Annotated in this window: 14 protein-coding genes, 1 tRNA gene and 1 pseudogene; 6 read left to right on the forward strand and 10 right to left on the reverse strand. The window is 66.1% G+C overall.

The genetic code is table 11. From position 1 onward, the window contains the following. Positions 1-190: 190 nt before the first annotated feature. The 3 genes from ACO056_RS01200 to ACO056_RS01210 all read left to right on the forward strand — a co-directional run bounded on the left by ACO056_RS01200 (position 191) and on the right by ACO056_RS01210 (position 4,423). On the forward strand, positions 191-2,986 hold the full coding sequence (locus tag ACO056_RS01200) for a DUF3857 domain-containing protein (RefSeq protein WP_421850613.1): 2,796 nt from the start codon (positions 191-193) through the stop codon (positions 2,984-2,986). A 183-nt stretch (positions 2,987-3,169) separates the two neighbouring features. After that, a complete protein-coding gene (locus ACO056_RS01205; protein ID WP_421850617.1) occupies positions 3,170-3,547 on the forward strand; it encodes a hypothetical protein in 378 nt (125 codons plus the stop codon). A 180-nt stretch (positions 3,548-3,727) separates the two neighbouring features. Further along, entirely contained in the window at positions 3,728-4,423 is a 696-nt protein-coding gene (locus ACO056_RS01210; protein ID WP_421850620.1) for a transposase, read from the forward strand. On the opposite strand, the gene nusG is transcribed toward ACO056_RS01210, so the two are convergent. From nusG to ACO056_RS01230, 4 genes are all read right to left on the reverse strand, one after another. Continuing rightward, positions 4,416-4,952 (reverse strand): transcription termination/antitermination protein NusG, encoded by a 537-nt coding sequence (nusG, locus tag ACO056_RS01215; RefSeq protein WP_336896580.1) that lies wholly within the window; start codon positions 4,950-4,952, stop codon positions 4,416-4,418. The genes ACO056_RS01210 and nusG overlap by 8 nt on opposite strands. Positions 4,953-4,987: 35 nt before the next feature. Beyond that, on the reverse strand, positions 4,988-5,182 hold the full coding sequence (secE, locus tag ACO056_RS01220; RefSeq protein WP_054122555.1) for a preprotein translocase subunit SecE: 195 nt from the start codon (positions 5,180-5,182) through the stop codon (positions 4,988-4,990). Positions 5,183-5,398: 216 nt separating this feature from the next. After that, the gene (locus tag ACO056_RS01225; RefSeq protein ID WP_421850623.1) at positions 5,399-6,445 is read right to left on the reverse strand and encodes an NAD(P)-dependent alcohol dehydrogenase; all 1,047 of its coding nucleotides are present in this window, start codon (positions 6,443-6,445) and stop codon (positions 5,399-5,401) included. Between the two features lie 111 nt (positions 6,446-6,556). After that, positions 6,557-6,632: transfer RNA gene (locus tag ACO056_RS01230), tRNA-Trp, on the reverse strand. Between the two features lie 65 nt (positions 6,633-6,697). Here ACO056_RS01230 and aat point away from each other — a divergent pair. Then, a complete protein-coding gene (aat, locus tag ACO056_RS01235; protein ID WP_421850625.1) occupies positions 6,698-7,501 on the forward strand; it encodes a leucyl/phenylalanyl-tRNA--protein transferase in 804 nt (267 codons plus the stop codon). A gap of 35 nt (positions 7,502-7,536) precedes the next feature. On the opposite strand, the pseudogene ACO056_RS01240 reads toward aat, so the two are convergent. Continuing rightward, positions 7,537-7,947 (reverse strand): annotated as a pseudogene (locus ACO056_RS01240) (DUF2155 domain-containing protein); the annotation flags it as partial. Next, on the reverse strand, positions 7,947-8,360 hold the full coding sequence (locus ACO056_RS01245) for an NADH:ubiquinone oxidoreductase subunit NDUFA12 (protein WP_421850628.1): 414 nt from the start codon (positions 8,358-8,360) through the stop codon (positions 7,947-7,949). The pseudogene ACO056_RS01240 and the gene ACO056_RS01245, both read right to left, overlap by 1 nt. A 144-nt stretch (positions 8,361-8,504) precedes the next feature. Here ACO056_RS01245 and ACO056_RS01250 point away from each other — a divergent pair, with 144 nt between their 5' ends. Further along, positions 8,505-9,533: a medium chain dehydrogenase/reductase family protein gene (locus ACO056_RS01250; RefSeq protein ID WP_421850631.1), complete on the forward strand. Its 1,029-nt coding sequence runs from the start codon at positions 8,505-8,507 to the stop codon at positions 9,531-9,533. A gap of 12 nt (positions 9,534-9,545) precedes the next feature. Here the strand turns inward: ACO056_RS01250 and ACO056_RS01255 are convergent, their stop codons facing one another. Beyond that, positions 9,546-10,052 carry a DUF192 domain-containing protein gene (locus ACO056_RS01255; protein WP_421855243.1) on the reverse strand — a complete coding sequence of 169 codons (507 nt, stop codon included), beginning with the start codon at positions 10,050-10,052 and terminating at the stop codon, positions 9,546-9,548. After that, positions 10,039-10,563: a regulatory protein RecX gene (locus ACO056_RS01260; protein ID WP_421850634.1), complete on the reverse strand. Its 525-nt coding sequence runs from the start codon at positions 10,561-10,563 to the stop codon at positions 10,039-10,041. Before ACO056_RS01260 ends, ACO056_RS01255 begins: the two co-directional genes overlap by 14 nt. A gap of 189 nt (positions 10,564-10,752) precedes the next feature. Between ACO056_RS01260 and ACO056_RS01265 the strand changes: the two genes are divergently transcribed. After that, the gene (locus tag ACO056_RS01265) at positions 10,753-12,510 is read left to right on the forward strand and encodes a fatty acyl-AMP ligase (RefSeq protein WP_421850637.1); all 1,758 of its coding nucleotides are present in this window, start codon (positions 10,753-10,755) and stop codon (positions 12,508-12,510) included. 136 nt (positions 12,511-12,646) lie between these two features. Here the strand turns inward: ACO056_RS01265 and ACO056_RS01270 are convergent, their stop codons facing one another. Beyond that, the gene (locus tag ACO056_RS01270) at positions 12,647-12,952 is read right to left on the reverse strand and encodes a hypothetical protein (protein WP_421850639.1); all 306 of its coding nucleotides are present in this window, start codon (positions 12,950-12,952) and stop codon (positions 12,647-12,649) included. Continuing rightward, positions 12,952-13,737: a hypothetical protein gene (locus ACO056_RS01275; protein ID WP_421850642.1), complete on the reverse strand. Its 786-nt coding sequence runs from the start codon at positions 13,735-13,737 to the stop codon at positions 12,952-12,954. The genes ACO056_RS01270 and ACO056_RS01275 overlap by 1 nt, the downstream gene beginning before the upstream one ends. Positions 13,738-13,743 lie beyond the last annotated feature (6 nt).

Consider the following 13,743-nt stretch of genomic DNA (forward strand, 5'->3'; position numbering starts at 1 on the left):
CTCCCGCACGGAATCAGGCAGGGCACGCCCCACCGGAAGTGGGCGCGCATAGCGGGGGAGCGCCGGTTTGGCAATGGGCCGCGCGCAGCACGCCCTGCCAGGCCGCACGTCCAGATCGGGCAGACCAGTCGTTGCGCTTTGGCCCCTTTCGGTTATCCCTTATGCCTTCAGTCTTTTTCCGGGGCCTACCTTGCACAGAAAGCTTATCGGCGCAGTCCTCCTTTCGGCGCTCGCCTCCACCTCTGCGCGCGCAGCCGACAAAGTGCTGATCGCGCCGGTGCCCGCGTGGGTGACCCAGGCCCCGCCCGTGCTGAAGGCGGACAGCGCGGTGCGCTTTGACGAGCAGGTGCAGGTCGATGGTGATACCACCACCGTCTACATCGATACGATGCGCCAGGCCTCCAGCCCCGAGGCGCTGCAGCAGATGGGCACGCTCACGCTTGGCTGGCAGCCCGACCATGGCGACCTGACGCTGCACAAGCTGGAGATCATCCGCGGCGAGCAGGTGATCGATGCGCTGGGCAAGGGCGAGGGGATCACGGTGATCCAGCGCGAGGCCGGGCTCGAACGGCTGATGGTCGATGGCCAGCTCACCGCGGTCAAGCACATCGAAGGCCTGCGCGTGGGCGACGTGCTGCGCATGGTGTTCACCATTTCAGAGCGGGACAGCGCGCTGGCAGGGCACGTGCAGGACGGGCTGGTGCTGCTGCCCGCGCCGCTCAAGGTCGGCTTCGGCCGCGCGCGGCTGGTGTGGCGCACGGCAAGCCCGCTGACAGTCAAATCGCTCGCGCCCGGGGTCGTGCCCGTGCCCAAACCCATCGACGCGACGTGGACCGAGATCGTCGTGCCGCTCCCCGTGGCGAAGCTGCCCGACACGGCGAAGAACGCGCCCAGCCGGTTTGCCCCTCTGCCGCTGATCCAGTTCTCGAGCTTTCCCGACTGGGCGTCGGTCGCGAAGGTCATGGCGCCGCTCTACACGGTGAAGGACACGATCCCGGCGGGTTCAGAGCTGGCCAAGCGGGTCGATGCGATTGCCGCGCGTTCGCCCGATCCGGTGCGGCGGATGGCCGATGCGCTGCAGCTGGTGCAGGACGAAGTGCGCTACGAGCTGATCGCGATGGGCAACGGCAACTATGTGCCGCAGGCCCCGGCGGATACCTGGGCCAAACGCTATGGCGACTGCAAGGCCAAGACCCGGCTGCTGCTCGCCGTGCTCGACCGGCTGGGGATCAAGGCCGAGCCGGTGATGGCGAGCAGCAAGCGCGGCGATGCCGTGGCCGACATGGTGCCCTCGGCGCTCGCGTTCGATCATGTGTTCGTCCACGCGCGGGTGGGTGAGGAAGACTTCTGGCTCGACGGCACGATGCTGGGTTCGCGCCTTGCCGATATTCGCGACGTGCCGCGCTACGGCACGGTGCTGCCGATGGGCGGCACGATCGAAGGCAGCAAGCCGGCGCTGTTCGCCTTGCCGCTGCGCGCGCATAGCCGCCCCGATATCGAGGCGGACGTCGCCTACGACATGACCGCCGGGCCGCATCTCGCCACGCCCTATCACATGACGATGCTCTACAACGGCACCTATGGCGCCGCTTACAAGGTGGATCAGGGCCCGAGCTACGACGAGAAGCTGACCGCCTTTGCCGAGAAGGCGGCGAGCAACTGGGTCGGCAATACCTTTGTCGGCAAGGCCCGCTCCGCCTGGAACGCCGAGGCGGCCGTGTGGACGCTGGAGTTCGACGGCATCGCTTATCCCGATTGGAACTACCGCGACGGGCACTATGCGCTTGCGGTGCCGCCCGGACTAAAGGTGACTTATGACGCCCCGCGTGACCGCGCCGCCTGGCGGGCAATCCCCGCGCTGATCAGCGAGCCGTGGCATGCGCGGCTTCACACCAGCTGGCGCCTGCCCGACGATGGCAAGGGGGTGACGCTGACGAGCGCCGATGCAGGCAGCCTCGACCTCCCCGCAATCAACTGGCAGCGGCGGATCGCGCTGGCCGGGGGCGAGCTGACCGAAGACATTGTCTCGCGCGAGACCGGCGCTGAAATCGCGCCCGACAAGGCCAGCAGCACGGCCAAGGCGATTTCGGATGCGATGGACCGCACCGCCCGCCTCTCGCTCGATTCCGCCTACCCCAAGTGGTGGGACGATGTGGCGCGGCGCAAGGGCAGCCCGGCGCTCGCCAAAGTGCGCGCGATCTTCGATGCGCGCATTGCCGACAAGCCTGATGATGCAACGCGCCTGACCGACCGCGCATGGTTCGAGCGGACGCTGTTCGAGTGGGCCGCATCCGAAGCCGATTACACCCGCGCCATCGCGCTCGATGCCTCGGCAGACCGCTATCTCAAGCGCTCGGCCTTGCGCGCCAAGCTCGGCGACCGGGCAGGCTCGCTGGCCGATACGCAGGCAGCCTACGATCTTGAGCAAGGCAATTCCGAGGCGCGCAGCAGCCTCGCTTACGAGCTGATCGAGGCGGGCAAGGCGGACGAAGGCCTTGACCTGCTGCCCACCGACCTCGACATTGCCACCGACGACGGGCTCTCGAACTTCCTCGAGAAGATCGACCGGCTCGAACAGGCCGACCGGCATGACGAGGCACTTTCCATGCTCGACGGAGCGCTGGAAAAGCGCGGATCATCGGCCAAGCTGCGCAATGCGCGGTGCTGGTATCTGGGCCTCAGGAACACCGCGCTCGATACCGCGCTCAGCGATTGCAACAAGGCGATCGAGCTCGAAGCCGATCCGGCGATGTACATGGACAGCCGCGCGCTGGTACACTTCCGCGCCGGCCGGCTGAAGGAAGCCATGGCCGATTACGAGGCGGCGCTGGCGGCGGAGCCGGAGCAGACGGCCTCGCTCTATATGGCCGGAATCGTCGCGGCGCGGATGGGCGACAAGGCCAGGGCGGCGGCGCTGAGCAAGGCGGCGAAGACGGTGTTTCCGGATGTAGGGCATTTCTACGCGCACTATGGGATCAAGCCGTGAGGGTGCGTCTTTGTGTGGGTGACTGACGGGGTGCGATAATTGGGGATTTAGTAAAGTGTCACCGTAATCCGACGCGTTGACTCAACGTGTTAATGGTCAGAGTTCGATGTTTAGAACCACCAATCCTTATGGAACATACTCACCACCACGTATCACCGGTAGGCCGTAATCATGACTTGCTATTTGTTCGATCCAAAATCGTTGCCGGAGGGGTTCCGATTCCCCCGTTCTTTTATCGATTTAGTTGACCGAAATGCCTTGCCCGACCTTCAGCCTTGGCGCTTTCTCTGCCAATCGCAAAAGGACGCCGATGGATGGATGCTGGCCGTTCAGAGGCTCTATCCGTCAAGGAAGCTCGTACCATTTGCTCTTTGGGCCGGTTCGGATGACGTTGCGTGCTTCGATGGGGACGGCCGATCAGACGATCCTGTTGTGCACTACGTTCATGCCTATGCTTCGGCAGGCTGGGAAGATCGAGGCAATGTGCCAAGCTTCGACGAGTGGATAAAGGCGGCGCAGGAACAGTCGGTGAGTTTTCAGGCGCAGGCTGATGACCAGTAGTGCCGTGGGCGACTTATCTAACTTGAGTCGAGCAGTATCTAATGCGCTCCGCCACGAACCGTGGTTGTATGAGCTTGAACTGGACCAAGAAGGGTGGGTGGCCGTCGAGGCACTCAGAATTACGGTGTACGAATTACGGTGACACTTTACTAAATCCCCAAATTCGCCCAAGGTACGTCCATGGCCAGACTCTCCCGCGTCGTGATTCCGGGCATTCCGCACCACGTGACCCAGCGCGGCAACGGGCGGCAACGTACCTTCTTTGAGGACGGCGACTACGCGCTCTATCTCGATCTGCTGGCGGCAGCGGCGGAGCGGGCTCAGGTGGAGGTCTGGTCCTATTGCCTGATGCCGAACCACGTCCATGTCGTGCTGGTGCCATCGGATCAGGACGGGCTGTGGCGCACCTTCGGCGATCTGCATCGGCGCTATACCGGCTTTATCAATGCGCGCCGCCGGATAACCGGCCACCTCTGGCAGGGCCGCTATGGCTCGGTCGCCATGGACGAGGCGCATTTCGTGGCGGCGCTGCGCTATATCGCGCTCAATCCGGTGCGGGCGCGGCTTGTGGCGCGCGCGGAGGATTGGCCGTGGTCCAGCACGCGGGCGCTGCTGGCGGGGCAGGACGATCACGTCGTCACCGTGGCGCCTGCGCTGGAGCGGGTGGGGGACTTTGCGGCTTTTCTGGACGAACCCTTTGACGAGGCGCTGACCTATGCCGCGCTGCGCAAGGCCGAAAGCGTGGGGCGGCCGGTAGGCTCGCCCGAGTGGCTGGCGGATATGGAGGTGCGGCTCGGCCGCCCGCTCGCGCCGCATAAGCGCGGGCCGAAGCCGGGGCGCGGAGAGCGCGGGCGCGCTGCCCCCGCGCTTACTTGACCAGTTCGACTTCCTCGAAGCTCAGTTCGACCGGGGTAGCGCGGCCGAAGATCGAGACGGCGACCTTGACGCGCTGCTTCTCGAAATCGAGCTCTTCGACGGTGCCGTTGAACGAGGCGAACGGGCCGGCGTTGACCTTGACCGAATCGCCGATCTCGTAATCGACCAGCACCTGCTTGCGCGGTTCGGCGGCAGCGGCTTCGCGCGCGCCGAAGTAGCGGGCGGCTTCCTTGTCGGAAATCGGCTGCGGCTTGTTGTTGTTGCCGAGGAACCCGGTGACCTTGGGGGTGTTCTTCACAAGGTGGTAGATGTCGTCGTTCATCGCCAGCTTGGCGAGGACGTAGCCCGGCATGAACTTGCGCTCGACCTGGACCTTCTTGCCGCGCTTCACCTCGGTCACGGTTTCGGTGGGCACTTCGACCGACTCGACCAGCTGCGAAAGGCCGATACGCTCGGCTTCGGCGAGGATGGCTTCCTTCACCTTGTTCTCGAAGCCGGAATAGGCGTGGATGATGTACCAGCGGGCCATGTGCAGTCCTTAGCGTGAATCTGGGAGTTAACTGATCAGGCGAGCGACAGCAGCGAGCGCACGATCAGGCTGAAGATCGAATCGATACCGAGGAAGAACACCGCGAGGATGAGCATCATGATGCCGACGAAAATCGCCGTCGAGGTCGTCTCGGCGCGGGTCGGCCAGATCACCTTGCGCGCTTCGGCGCGGACCTGATTGATGAATTCGCCGGGGCTCAACTTTGCCATCACGTGTTCCTGCCAATCGCTTCGACTTGGGGCCGCGCGTTTATCGCGCAGCTTCCACGGCTTCCGGCTAGGCCTCATCGCCGCCCCGGACAGGTCCGGGAGGGGCAGGCGAAGTTTCCGATGTCGGAAGAGCATCGCATTTAGGGCCAAGGCCGGAACTTGGCAAGGGCATGGCAGGAAACCAGGCGCCAACGCCGGATTCGCCGCAGGACGCGACTAGATCGTGGCCGTATCGATCACGAAACGGTAGCGCACGTCGCTCCTCAGCATGCGCGCATAGGCCGCCTCGATTTCCTCCATGCGAATCAGCTCGATGTCCGAAACCACGCCGTGTTCAGCGCAGAAATCGAGCATTTCCTGCGTTTCCGCGATGCCGCCGATCAGCGAACCGGCGAGGCTGCGACGCCGCGTGAGGAAGTGGAACAGCGTGGGCATCGGGTGCGGCTTTTCCGGCCCGCCGACCATCACCATCACCCCATCCCGCGCGAGGCACAGCAGGTAGGGATCGAGATCGTGGCTGTGCGACACGGTGTTGATGATGAGATCAAGGCTCTCGCGCGCGGCCTTCATCGCGGCCTTGTCGGTCGAGACGACGACATGGTGCGCACCAAGATCGCGGATCGCGGCCTCCTTGGCGGGATTGGTGGTGAAGCCGGTGACTTCAGCGCCAAGCGCGCGGGCAAGCTTGATGCCCATGTGGCCAAGGCCGCCAATGCCGACCACGCCGACGCGCTTGCCCGGCCCGGCCTTCCAGTGGCGCAGCGGGGACCAGGTGGTGATGCCGGCGCACAGCAGCGGCGCGACGGCGGCCAGCTGCTCCTTCGGGTGGCGGATCGCCAGCACATAAGCCTGATCGACCACGATCACCTGCGAGTAGCCGCCCAGCGTGTGGCCGGGCGCATCGGGCGTGGGCGAATTGTAGGTGCCGGTCATCCCGCTCGCGCAGAACTGCTCCAGCCCCTCTCCGCACGAAGCGCAGGTGCGGCAGCTATCGACAATGCAGCCGACGCCGACCGTATCGCCGACCGCGAATCGTGTCACGGCGCTGCCGGCGGCGCTGACCGTGCCGACGATTTCGTGCCCCGGAACGCAGGGGTAGAGCGTGCCGCCCCATTCGCTGCGCACGGTGTGGAGGTCAGAATGGCAGACCCCGCAAAAGGCGATCTCGATCACCACATCGTTCGGGCCGGCTTCGCGGCGCTCGATCGCGAAGGGTGCGAGCGGCTTGTCGGCGGCCTCTGCGGCATAGGCTTTGACGTTCATGGCATGAGGCTTTCAGCAGGAGGAGTCGCTTGCCGCCGCACCATGCAGGTGGCAGGAGGACAGAGGAACTCACGAAATTGGGAAAAGGGCGCAGCGTTCCTTGGCGGAACGTGGCAGGAGTGGAGGGATTCGAACCCCCGGCCCTCGGTTTTGGAGACCGATGCTCTACCAGCTGAGCTACACTCCTGTGCCGGAGAAAGCGCCCTTAGTGGGTTGACGCGGCCAGCGCAACCAAAGAAGATTCCGCTGAAGATGTCCCGTCACGACACCTCGATCATTCCGCCCGAGCTTCTGCTGCAGGCCTATCGCGCCGGCATTTTTCCGATGTCGGACAGCCGTGACGATCCCGAGGTCTACTGGGTCGAACCGCGGATGCGCGCGATCCTGCCGCTGGACAGGTTCCACATGTCGCACAGCCTCGCGCGGACCTTGCGCCGGGGGCGCTTCCGGGTGACCTGCAACGAAGCGTTCGACGCAGTGATCGATGCCTGCGCTGCGCCGCGTGTCGATGCCGAAGACAGCTGGATCAGCCTGCGCATCGCCCACAGCTACCGCGAATTGCACCGCCATGGGCACGCGCATTCGATCGAGGTCTGGCAAACTATGCCGGGTCAGGAAGGCCCGAGCGCGCCCGAAGTCCTCGTCGGCGGGCTCTATGGCGTGGGTTTTGGCCGGGTGTTCTGCGGCGAAAGCATGTTCAGCCGCGCCAGCGATGCGTCCAAGGTAGCCCTCGCCTGGCTGGTCGCGGCGCTACGACGGGCGGGTGCGGAACTGCTCGATTGCCAGTTCACCACGCCGCACCTTGCCTCACTGGGCGCGGTGGAGATCACGCAGGCGCGCTACCTCGATCTGTTGCAAGCCGCGCTGGCGCCGGGTTCGGAGGCTCAGGCTGGCGGCGTATCTTCAGCCGGCGCGTCAACCGGTGCGGCGGGCGCGGCGGCAGGGGCAGGCTGCTTGCCGGCCGGCTTTGCTGCGCTGCTTGTCGATGCGGCGGCGGCCGGGCTTTCCTCCTCGCCGGGGAACTTCATCGCGCAGTCCTTGACCCACACGTCATAGACCGGGTGCTCGACCACATTGAGCGCGGGCGAATTCTTGAACAGCCAGCCCGAGAACACCTTGTGCCAGGAGAGCTTTTCCTTCGTCGTCGCGCGCTCCTCGACGAACAGCTGGACGAAAGCGCCGGTTTCGGGCGGATCTTCCCACGGCGCCGTCCGCTCGCACGTGGCGAGCTTGATGATCGCATTGCCGATGCGCCGCGATTCGCCGCTCTTCAGCTGGACGATCTGCGTGATGTTGTTGCGCTTGTTGAGGAAGCCGAGCGTGGCGACGCGGTCCTTGACCGGGGTGCCGAACTCGCTTTCGACCACGCCGGACGCATCGGCGGCGGGGCCCGCCCCTTGCGTCGCCTCGCTCGGCGGCGGGGCCTCAGCGTTCTTGTTGCCGCCGCATGCGGAGAGCGCCAGCAGTGCAGGCGCCAGCAGCAGCGGTGCGAAGCGGCGCATCAGCCCTCGGGCGACCAGGCTTCGTAGTCACCCGTGGCCCGGGCCCGCTTGCCGCCGCGCTCAAGCGCGCCTTGCGGGCGATAGGCGGCGGAGGTGCCGGTGGCGTTGGGAGTGAACTCCACTTCCCAGATCCGCGGCGGCGGCAGATTGCTTTCGGGCACTCCGTCAATGCTGCCGTGAAGCCAGCCGTGCCATTCCGCCGGCACGCGGCTGGCATCGTTGGCACCGTTGTAGATCACCCAGCGGCGCTCGCGCCCGGCGAAGGGATGACCCTTGGGGTAGGGCTTGCGCGCGTGGAAGTAGGTGTTGCCCTGCGCGTCCTGGCCGACTTTCACGCCATTGCGCGCGCTGTCGAGCATGGTGCCGAAGGTGGCGCCGTCCCACCAGGTGAAGATCTTGCCGAGGATGCTCATGGGAAGCGCGCTTAGCGTCTGACAGGGGGGCCATGCAAGCGGCGGATGCATCGTTCCGGCACGATGCGCGTCCATAAGTGGTTGGCATTGGCGCGCAGGCCCCATAGTCTGCCTGAAAGCAGCCTCTTGCAGCAGGATTTGAGTGTGGCCTGGCAGCATATCGAGATTGCCCGGTTCGGCGGGCCGGAGGTCCTCGAACTGGTGAGCGAGGATGCGCTGCCTGCGCCCGGGCCGGGCGAAGTGCGCATCAAGGTACTCGCGGCGGGGACCGGCTTTACCGACACGTTCATCCGCATGGGCCGCTACCCCGATTTCAAGGGGCCGCTGCCCTTCACGCCGGGCTATGATCTGGTCGGCACGGTCGATGCGCTGGGCGAAGGCGTGAGCGGCCCGGCCGTGGGCACGATGGTGGCAGATATGTGTGTGGTCGGCGGCTACACGCAATATGCCGTGCGGCCTGCCTCCGCGCTGGTGCCGGTGCCGGAGGGGATCGATCCGGCCGAGGCGGTCTGCCTCCCGCTGGCCTACATGACCGCGTATCAGATGCTGGCGCGCGCTGCCGCGATCGAGGCCGGAGCGACTATCCTTGTCGTCGGTGCTTCGGGATCGGTCGGCACCGCGCTGCTCGATCTGGCGCGGGCGATGGGGCTCCATGTGATCGGCACGTGCTCCGCCGCGAACATGGGCGTCGTGACAAGCTACGGCGCGCAGGCGATCGACTACCGCGCGGGCGATTTTACCGAGGCTGTGAAGCGCGCGACTGGCGGGCGCGGGGTGGACGCGGCGTTCGATGCGATCGGCGGCGCACATTTCAGCCGCACATTTGCCGCGCTGGCGCCCGGCGGCGTGCTGGTCGGCTATGGCTCGCAGACCATGGCGACGGGCGGGGAAAGCCTGATCGCGGCGGGGCTTGGCCTGGCGCGGCTCAAGCTGTGGTCACTGCTGAGCCCGCTGCTCGGCGGCCGGCGGGCGGTGTGGTATTCGATCACCGACCGGCGCAAGGCGCACCCAGAGCAGTTTGCCGATGACCTGACGAAGCTGCTGGGCTGCCTCAAGGATGGCCGGATCCGGCCCGTCGTGGCAGACCGCCTGCCGCTTGCCGCCGCTGGCGAAGTCCACCGGCGAATCGACAAGGGCGGGCTTGGCGGGAAGGTCGTGCTGCTGCCGTGGTGAGCGGCGCGCGCGTTACCAGCTAACGGTATCGCCCGGCTTCAGCCCGATTTGCGCGGCGCGCCCGCCATTCAGCTCCAGCACGCCCGCCGCATCGCCGTCCGAAGGGAGCGGCGAAAGATCATAGGGCACCGCATTGGCGGCGATATTGAGCACCTTGTGGTTCGCACCGATGAAGATGATGTCGAGCGGGATGACCGTGTTCTTCATCCAGAACGCGGCGGGCCGGGGCGGATCCATCGGGAAGATCATGCCTTCATCCGCGCCCATCGCGGTGCGGAACATGAGGCCGCGCTCCTGTTCGCCCGCAGTCGCGGCGACTTCAACCTTGAAAGCATGCGGCCCGCTGGCGGTCGTTACCGTGAGCGGCACGACCGTGAGGCCCGAGATGGGGTGGACCGCAAGCTCGGCCGCAGGCGCAGTGGTGGCCGCACCCTGCGCGCTGGTCGATCCCGCAGCGAGCGGCGAACAGCCGACTGCGGCAATCAGCAGCACAAGGCTGGCGGCTCTATTCCAAAGCATCTTCGGCATATTCATCGGCCCATTCTTCCAGTTCGCTAAGGCTCGCGGCATCCATCACCCGGCGCACATGGTCAAGCCCATGCCCTGCGCGGAGATAGGCCGCGAGCTGCTTGCGGCGCATCACAGGATCAAGACAGCGTTCACCTGAATAAGGCCAGAACCGCTTGCGCCGGGCAAAGGCCAGCGCGGCATGGCGGCGCTCCGTCTCGTTGCCGCGCGCAGCGCTGCGCAGCGGCTCGGCAATGCCATCATGGCTGAGCGCGGTATCGATCCGCCGCGCGCCAAAGCCGCGCCGCCTGAGGCTTTCGCCCTTCGCGGCGGAAAAGGCCGCATCATCAAGATACCGGCGCTCCGCCATCCGCGCGATCAGTGCGGGAATGTCCGGCGGGGCATCTTCCGCCCAGCCGCGTTCGCGCAATTTGCGCTTGAGATAGGCCGCCAGCCGCCCCGAGCTCGTGGCGAACCGGGCAACATAGGCAAGCGCCAGCGCATCGAGCGCAGGCCTATCCAACGGAGGAGGCGGGGTTTTTTGCCGGGCGCCCCCGGATCGGCCCGACGCGCGCCCGGAACTGGTAAACGCCATGCCACATTCGTGCCACAGTCCCGCGTAAATGGGAACATCCCGCATTTGTTCGCGGGCACAGAACAGCCCATTTCGGCCCGAACCGAAATCAACCCAGAACCATAAACGGGGTAACGCATGACTGTCCTGGACGCCGCCGCCACGGCCGCGCTGGTTCCCACGCCCAACGACGATGGGCGTCCGCGTCGATTCGCCGATTTCAGCACCTTCTGCGAGGCGCTGGATTTCGCCGCAGAGGGCGCCTGCGGGCTCAACTTCCATGACGCGCGCGGGACACTGGTTCGCGTCTACCCTTACGCCGAGCTGCGCACCGACGCGCTGGTGGCTGCACGCCGCCTGATCGCCTTGGGCGTCCAGCCGGGCGACCGGATTGCCCTGATCGCCGAAACCGGCGCCGATTTCGCGGCGCTGTTCTGCGGCGCGATGTACGCCGGTGCCTGGCCGGTGCCGCTGCCGCTGCCGACCAGTTTCGGCGGCAAGGAGAACTACATCGACCAGCTCTCGGTGCAGATCACCAGCTCCGATCCCGCGATGCTGCTCTACCCGGACGAGATCGCCGCCATCTGCGCCGCTGCGGCGGAACGCTGCGGCTGCAAGGGCCTGACCTGGCAGGAATTCGCCGCCGCCGCCCAGCCTGCGGATACCGCGCTGCCGACACCCGATCCGGACGCGATTTCCTACCTCCAGTATTCGAGCGGCTCGACCCGCTTCCCCCACGGCGTCGCTGTCACGCACCGTGCGCTGCTGGCGAACCTTGCCGGCCACTCGACGGGCATGAAGTTCCAGCCGGGTGACCGTGCGATCAGCTGGCTGCCCTGGTACCATGACATGGGCCTTGTCGGCTGCTTCCTCTCGTTGATCGCCAATCAGGTTTCCGCCGATTACCTCAAGACCGAGGATTTCGCGCGCCGCCCGCTGGCGTGGCTCGATCTGATCAGCCGCAACGAGGGCACCTCGCTCTCCTATTCGCCGACCTTCGGCTACGACATCTGCGCGCGCCGCATTTCGAGCCAGAGCAGCGTGGCCGAACGCTTCGACCTTTCGCGCTGGCGCGTGGCCGGCAACGGGGCGGACATGATCCGGCCCGACGTGATGCAGAGCTTCGTCAACGCCTTTGCCGGCGCCGGCTTCAAGGCGAGCGCCTTCCTGCCGAGCTACGGCCTGGCCGAGGCGACGCTGGCGGTCACCCTGATGCCTCCGGGCGAGGGCATCCGTGTCGAACTCGTCGAGGAAGAGCGCCTTTCCGGCACCCCGCGCGATCTTTCGCGCCCGGCCCGCTACCGCGCCATCGTCAATTGCGGCAAGGCGGTGCGCGGCATGGAAGTCGAAGTGCGCGGCGAACGTGGCGAGGCGCTGGCCCACCACCATATCGGCAAAGTGTGGTGCCGCGGCTCGTCGGTCATGCACTCCTATTTCCGCGATCCGGAAGCGACCGAGGCCTGCATGGTCGGCGGCTGGCTCGATACCGGGGACATGGGCTACCTCAATGAAGAGGGCTACCTGTTCATCGTCGGCCGCGCCAAGGACATGATCATCATCAACGGCAAGAACCACTGGCCGCAGGATATCGAATGGGCGGTGGAGCAGCTGCCCGGTTTCCACCAGGGCGATATCGCCGCCTTCTCGGTGGAAACGGAAAACGGCGAGGAAACCCCGGCCGTGCTCGTCCACTGCCGCGTTTCCGATCCCGAGGAACGCGTGAAGCTGCGCGATGCAATCCGCGAAAAGGTGCGCGCGATCACCGGCATGAACTGCGTGATCGAACTCGTACCCCCACGCACGCTGCCGCGCACCAGTTCGGGCAAGCTGAGCCGCGCCAAGGCGAAGAAACTGTACCTGACGGGCGAGATCGAGCCGTACAGCCTCGCAGCTTGAGGGACGCCGGATTTGACGCCGGCCTCCCCCCGACCCGCTCACCCTGAGCCTGTCGAAGGGTGCTGGCGCAAGCGTTGCGTGTGATGCTTCGACAAGCTGAGCATGAGCGGATGTGGGACGTCTTGCCGTTGGGTAATCACCCCACCAGCTTCTCGCCCTTTTCGCGCACCGCGCTTTCGATCATGCGCCGCGCAAAACCGGCGCCGGCCGGAATCTCGACCTCGAAATCGAGGCTGGTTTCGGCGACCGTGGCGCTGCACGGGATCGTATAACCCATCGCGCTGACGACCACGTCCAGCGTGTCCTCGTCGGCCCAGCTGGTCTCCACGGTCGCGAGGCTGCCGAGCATGCCCTTGGCCTTGTCTTCCGCACTGCCAAGCCGCGCGGTGATGCGGCGGCGCAGTTCGTCCTTGCCGAGGGTGTGGGGGATCGAGACGCGCATCAGCTTTCCGGCTTTGATACTGAAAGTCGGGGCGCCGCCAGCTGCGGGGCTGATTGCTCCAGCCCGTCCCCGTATTTGTAATCGAGGAAGCGCCCACGCACGGCGAGGGCATCGAGATCACCGGCAGCGAGCTGGCGCGTGACTGCGTCGATCTCCTGGCTGATCTTGCCGAGTCCGTCGGTCAGCTGCTGATCCGCATTGCGGCCTTCCCGCTGTTCGCGGCGCAGGTTTGCCGGGATGCGGCGATAGCTTTCGACCATGCCGGGCAAGTGCTCGCCCACCAGCTTGCGCACTTCGGCAACCGCTGGCTCGGCGGGATCGACACCTTCGAGCTGGACGCCGAGGCCATCCAATTGGACGCCGATCTGGTCGATCAGGTTCACCGCAGGCGCAGGCAGCGCGGGGCGCTGGGCTTCGAGCCAGAGCTCGGTGCGCGCTACCATCGAGCGCACGTCGCCCCGGTTGAGCGCGGCGAGATCGGGCACCTTGAGCTTGGGAAAGGTGCCGAGCACGGTGAGCGCCGCGACGATGGCGAGGAACGTCACGACAATCCCGGTGAAGCCGATGCCATCGATCACCAGCCCGGTGACGAGCGCGCCGAGCAGGATCGCCATGACCGCGAAGGCCATGCGCGCGGCCTTGCGCATCACGTGCAGGCGCTTCAGTTCGGCCGAGCGCCGCCCGATCGAACGACCGCCAACGCGCCGCCCACCCGCCTGCTGCCGCTGCAGGCTGGCGCGCGCTTCGGCAAGGATGAGGGTGCTTTCGCTCGCGCCTTCAGCCATGTGGTG

Source organism: Novosphingobium sp. (assembly GCF_965228995.1).
In the GTDB taxonomy this organism is placed as follows: Bacteria; Pseudomonadota; Alphaproteobacteria; order Sphingomonadales; family Sphingomonadaceae; genus Novosphingobium.

What these genes read in the sequence shown, in the direction of transcription:
- ACO056_RS01270 (WP_421850639.1), bottom strand. Translation starts at nt 12,952, where the DNA reads ATGCGCGTCTCGATCCCCCACACCCTCGGCAAGGACGAACTGCGCCGC.
- ACO056_RS01265 (WP_421850637.1), top strand. Translation starts at nt 10,753, where the DNA reads ATGACTGTCCTGGACGCCGCCGCCACGGCCGCGCTGGTTCCCACGCCC.
- ACO056_RS01275 (WP_421850642.1), bottom strand. Translation starts at nt 13,737, where the DNA reads ATGGCTGAAGGCGCGAGCGAAAGCACCCTCATCCTTGCCGAAGCGCGC.
- ACO056_RS01255 (WP_421855243.1), bottom strand. Translation starts at nt 10,052, where the DNA reads ATGCTTTGGAATAGAGCCGCCAGCCTTGTGCTGCTGATTGCCGCAGTC.
- nusG (WP_336896580.1), bottom strand. Translation starts at nt 4,952, where the DNA reads ATGGCCCGCTGGTACATCATCCACGCCTATTCCGGCTTCGAGAACAAG.
- aat (WP_421850625.1), top strand. Translation starts at nt 6,698, where the DNA reads ATGTCCCGTCACGACACCTCGATCATTCCGCCCGAGCTTCTGCTGCAG.
- secE (WP_054122555.1), bottom strand. Translation starts at nt 5,182, where the DNA reads ATGGCAAAGTTGAGCCCCGGCGAATTCATCAATCAGGTCCGCGCCGAA.
- ACO056_RS01210 (WP_421850620.1), top strand. Translation starts at nt 3,728, where the DNA reads ATGGCCAGACTCTCCCGCGTCGTGATTCCGGGCATTCCGCACCACGTG.
- ACO056_RS01225 (WP_421850623.1), bottom strand. Translation starts at nt 6,445, where the DNA reads ATGAACGTCAAAGCCTATGCCGCAGAGGCCGCCGACAAGCCGCTCGCA.
- ACO056_RS01245 (WP_421850628.1), bottom strand. Translation starts at nt 8,360, where the DNA reads ATGAGCATCCTCGGCAAGATCTTCACCTGGTGGGACGGCGCCACCTTC.